Below are 16,546 nucleotides of genomic sequence, written 5' to 3'. Positions count from 1 at the left end.
TCAAGCCGCGGCCCGGCTCAGCTCGGAAGCGCCGGCGGCGCCCGCGGTCTGCTCCTTCAGCGCCGCGATCAGGCCGGGACGGTCGAACTTGGCGACATAGTCGTGGAAGCCGGCCTGACGGCCGCGCTCGATCGCCGCCGGCGACACCAGCGCGGACAGGCCGATGATCGGCGTCGCGGCGAGGTTGTTGTCGGAACGGATCATTTCGGCGAACTCGAACCCGTTCATGTCGGGCATCTCGATGTCGGTCAGCACCACGTCGAAGCTCTGGGCGCGGAGCGCAGCCAGTCCCTCCTGCGCGGTCGGCGCGGTGCGGACGCGGTAGCCGGCGGCCTTGAGCACCGGGGCCAGCATGTTGCGGAAGAAGGCCGAGTCGTCGACCAGCAACACCGACTGCGAGTGCATCGACGGCTTCATCTCCTTGCGGGTGAACCAGTCGGAGAACGCCATGGGCAGGAAGTGGCCGACGTCGATCACCTCGGTGGCCTGGCCCTTGATCACGGCCGAGCCCAGGATGCCCGAGGACGAGCCGCCGACCTCGATGTTGAGCCGCTCCTCGACGATGTCGATGATCTCGTCGACGACGAGGCCCATGGAGCGGCCGTCGTCGGCGAACACCAGGATCGGCTGGACGCCCTGGCTGGCGATGGTGACGCCTTCCATGGCCACCAGCGGCATCAGCTGCTCGCGGTACTGCACCATGTAGCGGCCGTTGCTGAACTCGATCTTGTCGGCGGGGAGCTCTTCCAGGCGGGTGACGAGCCCGAGTGGGACTGCCTTGGGCTGGGACGAGCCGGCGCGGAACACCAGGAGCGAGGTGGTCTGCTCGCCGCTGCCGATGTGATGGCCGGCCGCTTCGTCGGCCATGTCATGGGCCGAGGAACCGGCGGCGCCGAGCGCTTTCGCAATGCCGTTGGGATCGATGATCATGATCACCGCGCCATCGCCGAGAATGGTGTTGCCGGAGAACATGTCGATGTGGCGCAGTTTTGTCGACATCGGCTTCACCACGATCTCTTCGGTGTGGAACACGCCGTCGACGACGATGCCGAACGTCTGGCTGCCGACCTGGGTCACCACGATGAAGCCGTTCTCGGGATCCGAGGCCGCGCCGTCGTCGATCTTGAGCAGCTTCTTCAGGTGGATCAGCGGCAACAGCTTGTTGCGGAGCCTGAGGACCGCGGTGTCCTTGATGCGCTCGATGCGGTGCTCGGAGTTGGCGCGGGCCCGCACCAATTCCACCACCGAGAGCTGCGGGATGGCGAAGCGGTCGCCGGCGGCTTCCACGATCAGGGCCGAGACGATGGCCAGCGTCAGCGGGATCTTGATGGTGACGGATGAGCCTTCGCCGGCCACGCTCTTGATGTCGATGGTGCCGCCGATCTGGTCGATATTGGTGCGCACCACGTCCATGCCGACGCCGCGGCCCGACACCGAGGTGACGGCGGCCGCGGTGGAGAAGCCCGGCGCGAAGATGAACTTGTGGATCTGGGCTTCGCTCATCTTCTCCAGCTCGGCCTCGGTGACGAGACCTGAGGAGATCGCCTTGGCCTTGATCTTCTCGGTGTTGAGGCCGCGGCCGTTGTCGGCGATGCAGATGATGATGTGGCCGCCCTCGTGATAGGCGGACAGGCGAATGGTGCCCTGCTCGCCCTTGCCGCTGGCGAGGCGCTCGGCGGGGGTCTCCAGGCCATGATCGGCGGAGTTGCGCACCATGTGGGTGAGCGGGTCCTTGATCAGATCGAGCACCTGGCGGTCGAGCTCGGTGTCGGCGCCGTGCATCTCCAGTTCGATCTGCTTGCCGAGTTCGCTCGACAGATCGCGGACGATGCGGGGCAGCTTCTGCCAGGCATTGCCGATCGGCTGCATGCGCGTCTTCATGACGCCTTCCTGCAGCTCGGCGGTGACGTTGGACAGGCGCTGCAGCGGCACCTTGAACTCGGTGTCCTCGTTGCGCCTCGAGATCTCCAGCAGCTGGTTGCGGGTCAGCACCAGCTCGGAGACCATGGTCATCAGATGCTCCAGCGTATCCACGTTGACGCGGATCGACTGGTTGGCGATGCGCTCGCCCTCGGAGGCGCCCTCGTCGGCCGTCGACTTCTTCGGCGCGGCCTTCTCCTTGGCGGGCTTTGCTTCCTTCGCGACAGGCGCCTCGGGGGCGGGCTCAGCCTTCACTTCAGCCTTTATTTCAGCCTTGGCAGCCGGCGCGGGCACCGGCGCTTCGATCGCGGTCTCGCGGAAGGCGCGCTCGAGCTCGTCGAGCGAGACCTCGCCCGGGCGCAACGGGCGCTCCAGGGTCTGCTCGATCAGCGTGCCCGTGGTCAGCTCCTTGGCGGGTGCGGCGGCCGGTGCTTCCGGCGCCAGCGGCGGGGCGTCAGCGACAGGAGCGGCCGCAGTTGCACCTGCCGCCATGCCTTGCTCGACCATCGCTTCCAGCTTGTCGATGAGGTCGCGGTCGTTGCCTTCGGGCTCGGCCTCGGTCGCCTCCAGGCCAGCCAGGATCTCCTTGATGCGGTCGATCGAGGACAGGATCACCGTCACCGCCTGCCCGGTCACCGGCATGCCGTCGCGGAATTTGCCCATCAAGGTCTCGCCGGCATGCGCCAGCGCTTCGAGCCGCGGCAAACCGAGGAAGCCGCAGGTGCCCTTGATGGTGTGGACCAGGCGGAAGATGTTATCCAGGATCTTGGCGTTGTTCGGCTCCTGCTCGAACTTCACCAGCTGATTGTCCACGGTGTCCAGGCTCTCGCTGGTCTCCGTCAAAAACTCCCGCAACAGATCATCCATGAGCTACGCCTTACTGACCTGACTTGAACTGGACGCCTGAGCCACCCTTGGCACGGACGGACGCCCTCTCCTCGATCGTTAGACATCCCCTTTCACAGTCCCGTTAATTTCATCCTCCGTCCTACTACGGATATTGAAGAGAAATTTGCGGTTCGTCGGCATGCCCCAGCGCTTTTCGGCAGAACCGGCTCCACGCCGCAACCGAGTCGATGTGCGAGGTAAACGGTCCGACAACAGCTGGGCGAGGCGCGCGGGAAAGTCCTGTTCGTGAAGAGCATTTGGAGACGGCCTGCGGGAGGTTGGATCGAGCCGCCCGCAACCAGCAATGCTCCCGTGATCGGCGTTTCGCAGCATCGCTCCGATGTGCGCAGTCCGCGCATGGGGTAAACGAACTCTTACCCTGCGGCCATAGCGGCTCGCGCGGCGCTAACCTAGCCACACAGCCGTGGCAATGTCGCTGCCGCGGCGATGCCCTGCCAGGCAATGCGGCATGACGACGTCGATGATCGCCGGATCGAACTGTTCGTGTTCAAGCGCGCACAGTCCGGCTTGACGATCGTCACTCAAAAATTGTTGGACTGCGCCACAATCTCTAAGGTAGTATTTTCTCAACATACAACTAAATGACAGCCGGGGACTTGCCGACGGCATCCGATGGAACGCGGTCGTGATGTTCCCCGGAACTGCTTCCATGCTTGAATCGGAGCTTCCCGTGCAGTCGCTGCCGCAAGCGCATCGTTTCGCAAGCACACAGCGCCGCAGGGACCGATTGCCGCGGCCGGACAACCTATTTCAATTGCCAATATATCCCGGCCTGAACATGATGAACTCACCGCGCAGGGCATGGTTTCGCGCGTCGCGGTTTCGAGGGGGCAGGTACTGGGGAGGCAGCTTTGGAAACGATGGCGCGTCCACCCAACGGCTTTCTGAGCGCATTGTCGGCGGACGACTACGAATTGATCCGTCCGTACCTGCGAACGGTTGATCTGCCCCATGACGCGGTGCTGGTACAGACCGGCGAGACGCTCAAGCGTGCCTATTTTCCCCACCGTGGCGTCATCTCGCTGGTGGTGGAGTTGGCTAAGGACGAGCATGTGCAGGTCGCCATGATCGGCCGCGACAGCCTGCTCGGAACGCTCTCGATCATGGGCGAGGCGTCGGCGTTGAACACCGCCCTTGTGCAGGTACCCGGCGTCGCGTCGGTGGTGGATCTGGACCCGCTGCGGATCGCCGCCGACCAGAGCAGCAGCCTGCGCACGTCGCTGACGCGCCACGGGTTGGCGGTCTACGTCCAGGCGCAGCAGACCGCGGGCTGCAACGCGGCCCATCCGGTGGAGTCGCGGCTGTCGCGGTGCCTGTTGCACACCCATGATCTGTCGGGCGACTCCCGACTGCTGCTGACCCAGGAGACCCTGGCACAGATGATCGGGGCGCGGCGCAACAGCGTGTCGCTGGTCGCCCACTCCCTGCAGCAGGCCAATTTCATCCACTACAGCCGCGGACACATCCAGATCATCGACCTGGATGGCCTGCGACAGACGGCGTGCGAATGCTACGCCACCGTGAAAGCCCAGTACGACCGGCTGCTCGGCACGCGCTGAAGCCCCGGGCGAGTGGTAAACCGCCGGCTAAGATCGGCCTGCAAACACCGGCCATCCTGCTACCGGAACTGAAATTCGGATGCCGTAGACACGGGATGTGCCCTCGCGCCGGTTACGTGCCGCGCGACAACGAACGATGCTCAAGGCAGGCAAGGCCATGTTTGACGTAACCGTCGCGTCTGCGCGGAAGGCGCTCGATGCCGACCCCGCGCGCGAGCCGGGCGCGTACGAAGCGCTGGTCCGCGAGATCGGCGAGGATGCTGCCTGTGAAGTGCGCGACGTATTCTGGAGCGAGACCTGTGCGCGCCTGCAACTGTTCCGCACGCTCTCGCTTGCGCAGCACCACGCGCGGATCGCGCGGGAGGCGCATTCGCTCAAGAGCGCGGCTGGGACGTTCGGCTATCTCAAGCTTGCCGCGCTGGCGTTGCGGCTCGAGGAGACCGCGCAGGGCCTCGGCGAGGCCGATTTCCACGCTCTCCTGGACCTGATGGATGCCGCCTATGCCGCCGCGCGTGCGCAAGAGCCGCAGGTCTAGAGCCATCTTCCTTTCTATGGAATCGTACGGAAATCGCGCAGCATCTCGCGTTGACGCGTTCTCGCGCGAACCGGCATCCACTCCGCTCGAAGCCGCCCCGGCACAGACCGCGCCAAACCCGCCGTACTTCTACGGTTTGGGATTTTCATAGATGGCTAATCATAGGTGGCGATAGTCCTTGGAAAACCAGGAGGGTTTCCAATGTTCAAGTACGAGACGGCCGACCAGAAGGAGGTTCGTCGCTTCCGCATCGCACAGTTCAATGGCCGGATGGCGACGGTGAAGGCCGGGGGGTCCACCGTGACCGGCTTCGTGCGTTCGGTGCTTGAGCAGGAATCGAGCGTGCCTCCCCGCTGGATCATCACGATCATTCCGAACGCGCCGAAGGAAGAGATCAAGCCGCTGCGTCCCGCCACCCACGCGCGCCCATTTGCCGAAGATTATTTCTGACCGCGGCAGGTTTCCGAGCCTCTCGAGAAATGTCGCGGGCGCACCGCTCGCCGGCGGCGCAACGCGCCCGCCTCAATCGATCGAATGCAGCAGCGCCGCACGGACGAGATCCGCAGTGTTGCGCGCACCGAGCTTGCGCATCGCCTCGGCGCGATGGCTCTCGAAGGTGCGCGGACTGATCTGCATGCGAAGCGCGCCCTGCTTGTTCGAATAGCCTTCGCTGATCAGCCTCAGCACCTCGCGCTCGCGCTTCGTCAACCGTTTCTGGCCCGACGGGCCGACGAGTTCGGCGCTCAGCGCGCGCGGCGGCTGCAGCGCGCGGGCGGCCTTCGACTGCGCCTCCTCGGTGCTGGACGGAATCGGCAAGCCGCCCTTGTCAGGGCCGGCAAGCTGCTTGACCAGACCGCAAACGCGCTCGGTCTGTATCAGCGCGTTCTCCACCACCCGCCGCAGATAGGCTCGATCGCCCGCAACAGGCACGAGTTGATCGCTGTGATGCTTGATCTCGCCCATGTAGAGCAGGAGCGCAGTCAGGGGGCCATTGAGCTCGCGGGCGATGGCAGCGGCCATTTCGTCAGCCGCCTTGCCACGGGCGGCGCTCAGACGGACGAAATCGCGCTCTTCAGCTCGCTCAGCGCCGCCTTCGTCCCATTCCGACGGCCGCGAATCAGTGGCCGTATCATTCTGTGACCCCATGTCACTCGTTTAGCGGAACCGGGGCGGGTCTGTGCTTAACTTTCTTCTCCGTAAGACTACGGTGATTTGGGCAGTTCTGCGCTGAAAAGGCGGCTTCGGCACAATTTGTGCTTGCGTGCGGCCGCCCTCGACCGCGCTGGGGTTGAGTTCCCGCCGCGGATCTTGAGCGGTCGGACGGCTCCTCTTGGTCCCCGATGCCCGCCCGTCCCCCGGGTTTTACGGATTAATTAACGGCGACTTGCTTCTCTAGGGAGGTTGAGCGCGCAAATGCCTCCACGCATGGGCCCGCGAGCCCGCGGGATACGCTGCGAAAGATTGCGTGCTATGAACGAGATCGATCGACTGTCGGAATTCCTGCAGAGGCTGACGCCGCTGTCGCGCAGCTGTCTGCTCAGCGAGCTCGAACGGCTCGAACTGTGCGGTATCGACATGCCGGGATCGGCCGACATCCAGTCCCGCTTGCGCGCCGAGTTCCGCAAGGACGGATCGACCCAGGCACGCGCCACCAGCCCTTCGCGCTATTTCTTCGCGCCGCTGGAGCTGCTGCTGATCGACGGCGCGCCCGAGCACGCCAACATGGGGCGGATCTCGCGCAACACCCTCACCCCGATCTGGGAGTGGATCTGCCGCGACCTGCTGCCGACCATGGCGCGCGACTACATCAAGGCTGTCAACGACCAGGTCGCGGCCAACAACCCCAAGGAGGTGCAGAAGATCGCGTCGACCTTCCAGACCAAGGTCGTCAAGGTCCTCGAGAGCACCCTCACCTCGTCCGAGAGCACCGAACTGGCGCGCGCCAAGCTCGCGCAATACACGGCCTCGCGCACCGCCTTCGATGACGTCTTGAAGATGCTGCATGTGCTGCGCGCCGGCGATGCGCTACCGAAGTTCAACGAGAAGCTGCCCGAGAGGATCGCGAAATTCGACGACGGCCAGGTCGTCCAGATCGCTATGCAGCTCGACGCCTTCAAGAAAGCTCATCCCGAGGCGCTGCCCTTCGCGTTGGCGCTGGTCGCGCGACGTCTGAAGACGTCCTGGCAATTGGTGCGGCTTGCCACCAAGGCCGCTGCGAGCAAGGCCGCGGCAGACGTCGCCGCCACGCCCTATGCCTGCGTCGTTCATATGGTTCTCGACCGGCTCGACGACAAGCGCCTCGCGCTTCGTATCGCGCTCCGGAACAACCGGGTGCTGGTTGCCCGCGACCTGCTCGCCGAGATCTATGACACCGAGTATGCGCTCAAGGTCCGCATCGACCGCATCGAACACTGCGAATGGGGCGTCCGCCTCCAGCAATTGATGGACGCGATCGCGGCGCTGGTATCCGCCGAGGTGAGCCGCTTCCCCGCCAATGTCGGCCATATTCTCGGATCGCGGCGGCTGCGCAGCCACGACACGCTCGGCGGCAAGCTGACTTATCTCGCCTGGAAGGGACGCGACGCGATGCAGGACGGTGCGGCGGCGTTCCGCAAACTGATCGGGCAGAACTAGGCGCGCGGCGCGCGCGGCAGGCTCAGGAAGCGATCGAAAAACCGCCCCGACACCACGAATCTGAACCACCAAGACATCATTCGCCGCATCGTCATTGCTGTAGTCCTCGACAGCCCACCACCGGCTGCGCGGAGCAATAGCGCAAGTGCAGCAATGTGCATGTGATGCACTTCACATTCGCCGCCGCCGGCCCGGACCCGTTTTCGCAGAACCGTCACGAGCGAAGGCGCGATATGCGCGCATGGCGGGTAGACGCATTCTTCCAGTGCTGCGGTCGCTCCGGTGCGCGACAAGAGCTGCGGAAGTAGAATGCCGATGAGCTCGGCTCGACGAGATTGATGATGGTAGCGTTGCCAGTGCGCGCGCCGACGCTCACGTCGACGACAATGGCGCAGACGTCGCCGCTGCAACGCAATTGCACCACCGACCACGCCGACAAACACGACCAGCCGCGCTCCTTGAACGAGCACACGGACTGGCGTGACGCGAAATAATCGCCGGCAATTGATCCTCCGCCGGACTCATCGCTGTGTCGCGGCGACTGCGCAACCGCATTGCGCGACGCCGTCGATTGGCAAGTTGCACGCCCATTGCGCGCGGGAGACATTTCACGCGCCTCGACCGTCGCCGCCCGCGTGATGTCTCGTCACGCCAGTTTCTTTTTGAAGATTCTGTCGACAAATTAGCTCGAATTGCAGAGCTTAACGTTACTCAAATTATTCAAGAACGAAGTGAAGCTCTCCTTATTTGAACCCACGCTCGCCGTTTAAAAAACCGTCACGGAACGGGAGTGGTGTACGATGAACGATGGGACGACTGAACTCGCCGTACGAAGGCCTGTGACCTTCGGACGGCGAAAGGTGACGCCGCGCGCCTGCGTGGCCGACAGCAAGCGTCACTTGCGCGCCTTTCTCAGCGAGGTGCTCGAGGATCTCGGCTTCGTCACCTGCGAGTGCGCCAGCGCCGACGAGCTGCGGACCGTGCTCGCCACCGAGTTGCCGGACCTGATCCTGCTCGGCGTCGCCGCCGATGGCATCGAGCCGGGACGATTCCTCGAAATCCTGGTGCGCGAGGCATTTGCCGGCAGGGTCCTCGCCGTCGGTGCCCGCGAGTCGATCATCGTCAAGGCCGTGCGGCAGGTCGGTGAGGAATATGGCCTTGCGATGCTGCCGCCGCTCACCACGCCGTTTGCCGCGGAGACGCTGCGCGAGCGTGTTGCGATGCTGCTGCCGGAGGAGCCGGCGCCGAGCCCGGCGGTGCATGTCGGCGAGGCCTTGCACGCTGGCTGGCTCGAACTCTGGTACCAGCCCAAGATCGACGCGCGCACGCTCGTCCGCAGCGGCGCCGAGGCGCTGGTGCGGATGCGGCATCCGACCTGGGGCGTGGTGCCGCCGGCCTATTTCATCCCGGAGCCGCACGATCCGCATTTCCGCGGCCTGTCGGAGTTCGTGATCGATCGCGCCGTGCAGGACTGGCACTATCTTCTGGAGCAACAAAGCCCGATCGATCTGTCGATCAATCTCCCCGCCTCCTATCTGAGGGAACCGCAGGCGGTGCGGGATCTCTGCCGCCGCGTGCCGACGCATCCGGCCTTCGGCGGGCTGACGGTCGAGATCGACAGCGAGGAGGCGATCCGCGAGGTCGATCTCTTGACCGAGGTCGCGCGCGAGGTGGGCCTGCACAATATCGGCCTGTCGATCGACAATCTCGGCACCAACTGGCCGTCGCTGATGGGGCTCGACAGAATTCCCTTCGTCAAGCTGAAGGCTGATCGACAATTCGTCACCGGCAGCGGCAGTGATCGGCTGAAGCGCACGGTGTGCCGTCACATCGTCGAGCTGGCGCAGGGCTTTGGCGCGCGCACGGTGGCGCAGGGCGTCGAAAGCCGCGCCGACCTCGTCGCGGCAAACGAGCTCGGCTTCGACTTCGTGCAGGGCTTTCTGTTCGGCAAGCCGATGCCGCTGAAGAAGTTTGCAAGGAGCGCGCTGACGCGGACCGTGATGGGGGAGGCGTGAGGCACGGGCCTCACGCGAACCGCCGCGCGAAGAAGACGCAGACGACCACGAGCGCGGTCGCGGCGATCATGCTCCAGGCGACGGGCTCATGCAGCAGGAAGCCCGCGAGCGCGAGACCGAAGAACGGCTGCAGCTGCTGCAACTGGCCGACACGGGCAATGCCTCCGATTGCGAGCCCGCGGTACCAGAAGATGAAGCCGACGAACATGCTGAAGACGGAGACGTAGGCCAGCCCGATCCAGGCGGGCATAGTGACGCCGCTCCAGACGGGCGGCCATGTCAGAATCGCGAGCGCCGCCATCAACGGCAGCGCGAGCAACAGCGCCCAAGAGATCACCTGCCAGCCGCCGAGGCGGCGCGACAGCGCGGCGCCTTCGGCATAGCCGAGGCCGCACAGCACGATCGCCGCCACCATCAGGAGATCGCCGGTGAGCGAGGCCGATCCGTCGCCGGACAAGGCAAAGCCGGCCACCGTGGCGCTGCCGAGACCCGCGAACAGCCAGAACAGCGGCTGCGGCCGCTCGCCGCCGCGCAGCACGGCGAAGATCGCCGTCGACAATGGCAGAAGGCCGATGAAGACGATCGAATGGGCCGACGTGATGTGCTGCAGCGCGAGCGCCGTCAGCAGGGGAAAGCCGACCACGACGCCGATGGCGACAATCGAAAGCGAGGCGAGATCACCCCGCTGCGGCCGCGCCTGCCGGAGCACGGCGAGCACCACTGCCCCGATCAGCGCCGCGATGACCGCCCGCGCCGAGGTCAGGAACAGCGCCGAGAAGCCGCCAACCGCCACCCGTGTCGCCGGCAGCGAGCCGCTGAAGATGATGACGCCGAGAAGCCCGTTGCCCCAGCCGCTGGCCGAAGAGTGCATGTTGGTCTCGCTTGGGTGGGGGGCCAGGAGGTGGTTGCGGGGCGGTTGAACGCCTCGCGTGATGGCATGGGATAACAAAAGCGCGAAAACAACCCCATGCACAGTAGACGGGGGTTGCAAGATCAATGGGTTAGGTGGGGGGCTGGGTGAGGGGCGGGTCGGGCGGGGTTTCGGGAGGCAAAAAGTCGAGGGAGCGTGGTTTGAAACGCCTGTCCGGCGTACCCATGTGAGCCGACGAGAATCGGCCGCGGTCGTCGTCGTCCATTCCGAATAACGCCTCCCGTCATTTGCTTCGTCGGGCAAAACAGGAGCATAGTGGCATCATCGCAGGAGGTCGGACAGGCAAGGTTTTGGCCCCGGCTCTCTTGAAGGCGTCCGTCCTGCACGACGACGTCCCGGTCGTCGGCTGGAGTGAAAGCCGGAATTCTTTGTTCGCTTGAGCCGCGGTCAACATCGGATCCGGCCGCCCTTCCGCTATCGCGGCCGCGCGCAAGGACGCCACCATGGCGGAGCCGGGGCGGCCGGCGTCCAAAACAGGGGTTTCCGTCAGAAGCGTTTGACCGCTGTCGGTCTGCAGCCGAATCCAGCCAGCATGAGCCTCGTCGCTCAGGCTGGTGTAGTTGGGGTTTTCGAAATTGAAGCGACGGAAAATGCGACATGAACCATGTGACGAGCCTCGATCTGAACCTGCTGCGACAGGGTCGAAGCCCAGCGCATCGACGCCGGCATCCAGCAATGCGCTGCTCCGCCCATCAGCCCCAGACCCAGCACGGCGACTTCGCATTTTCGCATGAAGGCCTCAGATGCTACGACGCGCCGATCATCTTGGTGATTTCGCGTGTTGACAAGGTCTACGGGAAGGCGATTGCGGCCGGCATCGACAACACCGTGTCAGATCAAGCGCGCCGCGGCGCGAGCTCTCGGCTAGGCTCACTGCTGCAGACCTAGCAACTCAAACCCGCCCGTCGTCCTGCTGCGACAAATCGGGGATGGAGAGCAGCCGACGGTTGCTCCATCGCTTAAGTTCCATTAATTGTTGTCTTTTCTTGAAGGTTTCAGATTCGCTCAGAGGTCCGCTTTGGACTTGGTATGACAGAGATCTCCTACAATCGAAGTGAGAACCCGAAGTTCTTGCGCTGGGCCGGAAGCAAATCAAAAATGCTTTCGTCGATAACCTCTATTTTGCCCCCCTTCTCCCGCTACATCGAACCCTTCTGTGGTTCGTGTGCGTTGTATTTTCACCTCCAACCCAAATCAGCCGTTCTCAGCGATATAAACCCGCTGCTAATCCGCACGATCAAGGCGGTACGTCGAGAACCGCACGAAGTCTTTCAGACGCTCCAGCGCCTCAAATGGTCAGAGGACGGCTACTACAAGGCGAGGGATCAAGCACTTTCCGAGCGCGACAACTGCCAGCTTGCAGCAAATTTTATCTACCTCAACGCAAATTGCTTCAACGGGATATTCCGCCTCAATAGGGCTGGAAAGTTCAACGTGCCGTACGGCGGAGACAGAGCTGGCAAATGCCCGAGCGAAGAGAAGCTGGCTTCGGCCGCAAGGCTCCTAAGAAGGGCAAAGATTGTAAGAGGTGATTTTGAGAGTGTTGTCAAAAACCACTGCCAATCAGGCGATCTTGTTTATCTTGATCCACCGTTTGCGCTGCGGAATCGGCGAATCTTTTTTCAGTATCGCTACGATGATTTCGGGACCGAGGATATCGCGAGACTGCGTGGTCTCATGGCGTGGATCGATAAGCAAGGCAGTGCCTTTGTCGTAAGTTATGCGGCATCCCCCGAAGCGAAAATGCTTTCCAAAGGCTGGAGGACTCAGACCGCTTGGCGATTGGGCAACATCGCGGGCTTCAGAGATAGACGGGAAAAGTTGGCTAAGGAGGTCTTGATCACGAATGTCTGAAATCTCCCAGCAACGAGTCTATAGCGTAGCAGTCATCTCAGATATTCACGCTTACACTGCTTCCTCAATCGCTGCCGACGCAACGCCGCCCTCATGGGTTACCCAGGCCGAAGTTTCTCGGAATCGAAATCCCCTTCGCGATCTTGAAGAGTACGTGAGCGCTCATAAGATCGAGGTCGACCTACTACTATGCCCGGGTGATTTTTCTGACAAAGCTGACGTCTCCGGATTGGAGTATGCTTGGGACAAACTCCAATCAATTGCGCGAGCAATGAAGTGCAAACTGCTTATTGGCGCAGCAGGGAATCACGACCTACATAGCCGCGCCGCGGGAAGCGATCCGACTAGGGTCAGCCCGTCGCCTCATGCAAAGATTCGAGACCTTATTCCTCGATTCCCGTTGCCGAACGAAGCAGAGTGCCTACGGTATTGGTCCGACCAAATAGCCCAATATGCCGACAGCCATTGCCAAGTAATCACTTTGAATAGCTGCGCTAGTCACGGTTACATCTTTGAGTCCTCCGACGAATACACTAAGGGGCGATTTTCTGAAGAAGCCGAAGCAAAGCTGCTTGAGCTAGTTGAACAATCCACCCCACGCCCAATAAACATTCTGCTCACTCACCATCATCCTCAAACCATTACTGATCTAACATTTACCGACGGATCAAGGATGGTTCGGGGCGACCGTCTACTGAACATCCTCGGCTCGGGAAAGTATGGCTCGTGGATGGTTATTCACGGCCATCGCCATGTCCCACATTTCCACGCGGCATCTGGCGACACTGATCGCGCATACGTATTTTCAGCTGGCAGTGTAGGCGTTATACTGAGTACTCATTTCTATCCAAGCCGGCCACCTAATCAATTTTACGTACTGCAGTTTGATCTCCAGGAAATCGAGAGCCGAGGTACAGGCATTTTTGGGCGGGTGAATGCTTGGAATTGGAATCTAGGCATAGGCTGGCATCCCGCCGGCGAGAACGACCCCATCCCCGCCCAAAGTGGCTTTGGAAATAGACTGCCGGCGTCCTTTCTCGCGGACCAAGTCGCATCACTAATGAAATCCCGCGCATCAGAGAGCGGCGGTGACGTCATCATGCTGGAAGACGACATCGCCAAGGCTTACCCCGATGTCGCATTCCTCCTGCCCAGCGAGAGAGAGAAGTTTAGGGATTGCCTCGAACAGAAGGGAATATCCGTGGGGAGAAGTCCCAGGGAGAAGACCAAACTTCTCTTCGCGTGCACCCATGCCGACGAAGGGGGAACGTAAATGTCTACACCCCGAACGATTTTCGATGTCCTAAACGCTCGCCATGTAGCGCCTTCGCAGATCGCGGACACGTTCATCGCGCCCAGTCAGTTTCGCCAACTCATCCAGCCAGGGAACTCACTCCTTGTGGGCGCGCGCGGGACTGGCAAGACCACCCTCCTCAAAATGCTGAAGTTGCCCGCTTTCGAAAGGTGGGAAAGCGCGGCCAAATCAAATTTCAGTCTCAACTATGTAAGCGCCTTCGTGTCTAACGATCGCAACTGGAGTTCCCGGATAAACGATTTTGCTCTGCAGTTCCAAAGTGAAGAACTTCAAACGCGCGCGCGTCTCGCCCTAGTCTCTAACCAAACGCTGCGAGCGGTGCTCCGATCTATCGCTGAGTTGTTTGATCAATCTTTCGCATCAATCCCACTGTTGGGCGAGTTTCGATTAGACGATGCCTTGTCAGCGGAGGTCGCTTTCGCAAGACAATTTTCTGAGTCCATCTCAGCGGCTCGGAGAGCGCTAAGCGTGGTCGACATTCAGCATTCTCTGGCCAGTCGGATCGACCGGCTAGTCGAAGACGCCAATGCGATGCGCTTCACCGGCGAAAGTGAACAAGAGGTTTCAAAAAGGCATCGCTGGATCTTCTCAGAGTTTTTGACCCCCATAGAAAAGGCGATCACGATTTTCAGAGAAGTGACCGGCCTATCTGACCCGCCTTGGTGTCTTTGCTTTGATGAGCTCGAGTTGGCCCACCAGGACGTTCGAAACCTCCTGTTTTCGTACCTGAGAGGTTCAAATCCCAGCTTCTATTTCAAATTGGCGACTGTGCCGTTTATCGAAGATATCTCGGCATTTCGCTCCTTTAACGCGCCGATTATGCAGCACGATTTCTCCGTGGTTGAACTGTGGAACGTGAAAAAGGAGCAAGGTTCCGATTTTATGCGGCAGCTAGCTCAATCATTGTTGGAGCGGCGAAATATTATGGGGGTTTCCTTAGAGCAAGTTCTGGGCGACTCCTTGGATGTCAGAAGCAGGGGCGAGGCGGCAGGACGATATTCTGAAGGATCTAGATTTTTCGAACATTTCCTTTCGTTAGCTGACCAAGATCCGAGCTTCCGTCGGTTTCTTTCCGACAGGAAGATCGGCATCCACGACTTCTACAAAATGAGTGAAAACCGCCGCGCCGCGATCTTTCGTAAAATTCAGAGTGTCGTGGTTCTGCGGAGTACCTTCCTGCCAAAGTCGCGACCTTCAAACATAGCGAAGTCCGGCTCCCGCGCGCGCCGCCGGCAGACACGAGGCTCCGTGTATTCGGGAGCTCAAGATATCATCGACATGTGTGATAATAATCCACGCTTTCTACTCGCCGTTCTGGACCCCCTTGTAACTGAGTACACGCGTACAACGGCGAGGGTCAAACCCGAGCTACAGCTGGAAGCGATCACCCAAGTCTCAAACCAGGTCATGGCCGTGCTCAAGGGCGAAGCTATCTATCCTGCGAGCTACCAGATGAAATCCGTCGCGGATTTGGTCCAACGCCTCGGGCGTTTCTTTCGACAGGAGGTTCATGGAGGAGCCTTCAATCCAGATCCGGTTTTGTCGTTCACAATAAGCAAGGCTGCACCCGAAGCATTGATAAAGGCGGTGGGATTCGCAATTAGAGAAGGCGCAATGTTGCTTGAGGGAGATTACGTAGGTAGCTACCTTCTTAACGGTCTCTCAGATAAGCGTGTTCGATTAGCCTATCTCTTCGCGCCTGAATATTTGTTGCCCTTAATCCTTGGGAGGCCTCGCAATTTAGACGGGCTCGTCAATACCAGGCGACCAAAATCGCAGGGCGCCCAGCAAGATTTCTTCCAGGACGAGAACGATGAAGAATAGAATGCTCTTGGTGGAGCCAATAGGGTTTGATCAAGCTCTACTGGAATCATTTGATCTTGGGGTTGGTATTATAGGCTACGAGGCGCGGGCTCCTTACTGCCCGACGAAGTTCTCTAAAAGAGCGAAGCGCAATATCGCACTTCGTTATATGTCAAATTCGGTTCGCAGCTATGGTCGAAACGATCTGGAATTAAAGGACCTCGGCTTTCTCGCCTCGAACCTACGACCAGACAGTGAAGCGTTGGATGCTGAGGAAGTCATCCAGACCGAAATAGCTAGGATAGCAGATAACTCACCGCGACTAGTGGTCGACATATCCTCGATGTCGCGAAAAACGATGGCGGGCATCTTCGCTGCTATAATGGGATCAAGGAAAAGGCGTGTTGAGGTCGTCTTCACGTATGCGGTAGCAGCATTTGAACCGCCTCCGCGAGAGTATCCACCTCTCATCGAGTTTGGAGCTGTCTCAAACGTATTTGGAGGAGCGCCTCGTGGAGCGAACAAGCCAACTGCTCTAATCCTAGGATTGGGCTATGAAGCGGGGCGCGCAATCTCGGCATACAGCCAAATGGAAGCCGACGAGGCTTGGATGCTCATGCCGGTCAACCGAGATCCTCGCTACAATGATGCTGTTAAGGCAAGCAACCGCGAGCTATTAACCCTTTCAGAGAAGATCAACTGTCTGAACTACGACATATATAATCCGGTCTTCCTATACGAAAAAATCCGTACATTGGCGCTGGGTCTTCGGACTATGCACCGGCTCGTTTTTATACCGTCCGGACCAAAGCTTTGTGCACTGATGACCTTTCTCGTCGCCCTCGACCTATATCCCGACGTGTCTGTTTGGCGGATGAGCAGCGGCCCGCTTGAGCCTCTCTTTCACCGGGTGGCGTCAGGAGAAACGTTGGCAGTCAAGGTAATCTTCGAACGAGAAGCAGAACTCCGCGTAGGTTAGGAAGAAGGGTGAGATAATAGGTCATACTCCGCGTATCCACGGAAGCCATTGTTCCATCGAGATTTGCTAGCTTTGTCGGTCTTGATGGCGGA

General features: G+C 60.8%; 14 protein-coding genes. 9 read left to right on the top strand and 5 right to left on the bottom strand.

The window, feature by feature from the left end; genetic code table 11:
* Entirely contained in the window at positions 1-2,787 is a 2,787-nt protein-coding gene (locus tag ABIG06_RS13620) for a hybrid sensor histidine kinase/response regulator (protein WP_424578297.1), read from the bottom strand.
* Positions 2,788-3,689: 902 nt separating this feature from the next.
* On the opposite strand from ABIG06_RS13620, the gene ABIG06_RS13615 reads away from it, so the two are divergent.
* From ABIG06_RS13615 to ABIG06_RS13605, 3 genes are all read left to right on the top strand, one after another.
* Entirely contained in the window at positions 3,690-4,388 is a 699-nt protein-coding gene (locus ABIG06_RS13615; protein WP_370140836.1) for a Crp/Fnr family transcriptional regulator, read from the top strand.
* Between the two features lie 157 nt (positions 4,389-4,545).
* Entirely contained in the window at positions 4,546-4,923 is a 378-nt protein-coding gene (locus ABIG06_RS13610; RefSeq protein ID WP_370137065.1) for an Hpt domain-containing protein, read from the top strand.
* A gap of 201 nt (positions 4,924-5,124) precedes the next feature.
* The gene (locus tag ABIG06_RS13605) at positions 5,125-5,373 is read left to right on the top strand and encodes a hypothetical protein (protein ID WP_124163581.1); all 249 of its coding nucleotides are present in this window, start codon (positions 5,125-5,127) and stop codon (positions 5,371-5,373) included.
* A 72-nt stretch (positions 5,374-5,445) separates the two neighbouring features.
* Here the strand turns inward: ABIG06_RS13605 and ABIG06_RS13600 are convergent, their stop codons facing one another.
* Positions 5,446-6,069 (bottom strand): helix-turn-helix transcriptional regulator, encoded by a 624-nt coding sequence (locus tag ABIG06_RS13600; RefSeq protein WP_124163580.1) that lies wholly within the window; start codon positions 6,067-6,069, stop codon positions 5,446-5,448.
* A 324-nt stretch (positions 6,070-6,393) separates the two neighbouring features.
* Here ABIG06_RS13600 and ABIG06_RS13595 point away from each other — a divergent pair, with 324 nt between their 5' ends.
* Positions 6,394-7,557, top strand: a complete 1,164-nt coding sequence (locus ABIG06_RS13595) for a hypothetical protein (protein WP_370137062.1) — start codon at positions 6,394-6,396, stop codon at positions 7,555-7,557.
* Here ABIG06_RS13595 and ABIG06_RS13590 read toward each other — a convergent pair.
* Positions 7,554-8,000 carry a hypothetical protein gene (locus ABIG06_RS13590; RefSeq protein ID WP_370137060.1) on the bottom strand — a complete coding sequence of 149 codons (447 nt, stop codon included), beginning with the start codon at positions 7,998-8,000 and terminating at the stop codon, positions 7,554-7,556. The genes ABIG06_RS13595 and ABIG06_RS13590 overlap by 4 nt on opposite strands.
* Before the next feature lie 357 nt (positions 8,001-8,357).
* Between ABIG06_RS13590 and ABIG06_RS13585 the strand changes: the two genes are divergently transcribed.
* Positions 8,358-9,572 (top strand): EAL domain-containing response regulator, encoded by a 1,215-nt coding sequence (locus ABIG06_RS13585; RefSeq protein ID WP_370137058.1) that lies wholly within the window; start codon positions 8,358-8,360, stop codon positions 9,570-9,572.
* 10 nt (positions 9,573-9,582) lie between these two features.
* Here ABIG06_RS13585 and ABIG06_RS13580 read toward each other — a convergent pair whose 3' ends face one another.
* Positions 9,583-10,443 carry a DMT family transporter gene (locus ABIG06_RS13580; RefSeq protein WP_370137055.1) on the bottom strand — a complete coding sequence of 287 codons (861 nt, stop codon included), beginning with the start codon at positions 10,441-10,443 and terminating at the stop codon, positions 9,583-9,585.
* A gap of 283 nt (positions 10,444-10,726) precedes the next feature.
* Complete coding sequence (locus tag ABIG06_RS13575) at positions 10,727-11,179, bottom strand: hypothetical protein (RefSeq protein WP_370137054.1); 453 nt, start codon at positions 11,177-11,179, stop codon at positions 10,727-10,729.
* Positions 11,180-11,532: 353 nt separating this feature from the next.
* Between ABIG06_RS13575 and ABIG06_RS13570 the strand changes: the two genes are divergently transcribed.
* The 4 genes from ABIG06_RS13570 to ABIG06_RS13555 are packed head-to-tail and all read left to right on the top strand — an operon-like array spanning position 11,533 to position 16,454.
* Complete coding sequence (locus ABIG06_RS13570; protein WP_370137052.1) at positions 11,533-12,357, top strand: DNA adenine methylase; 825 nt, start codon at positions 11,533-11,535, stop codon at positions 12,355-12,357.
* On the top strand, positions 12,350-13,630 hold the full coding sequence (locus ABIG06_RS13565) for a metallophosphoesterase family protein (RefSeq protein WP_370137050.1): 1,281 nt from the start codon (positions 12,350-12,352) through the stop codon (positions 13,628-13,630). The genes ABIG06_RS13570 and ABIG06_RS13565 overlap by 8 nt, the downstream gene beginning before the upstream one ends.
* Positions 13,631-15,496 carry a hypothetical protein gene (locus ABIG06_RS13560; protein WP_370137048.1) on the top strand — a complete coding sequence of 622 codons (1,866 nt, stop codon included), beginning with the start codon at positions 13,631-13,633 and terminating at the stop codon, positions 15,494-15,496.
* Positions 15,486-16,454, top strand: a complete 969-nt coding sequence (locus ABIG06_RS13555; RefSeq protein WP_370137046.1) for a hypothetical protein — start codon at positions 15,486-15,488, stop codon at positions 16,452-16,454. Before ABIG06_RS13560 ends, ABIG06_RS13555 begins: the two co-directional genes overlap by 11 nt.
* The last annotated feature ends 92 nt before the right edge of the window (positions 16,455-16,546 follow it).

It is taken from the genome of Bradyrhizobium sp. USDA 326 (assembly GCF_049739485.1).
GTDB lineage: Bacteria > Pseudomonadota > Alphaproteobacteria > Rhizobiales > Xanthobacteraceae > Bradyrhizobium.
The sequence above is the reverse complement of the archived record's forward strand: the minus strand, read 5'-3'. Positions and strand labels throughout refer to the sequence as shown.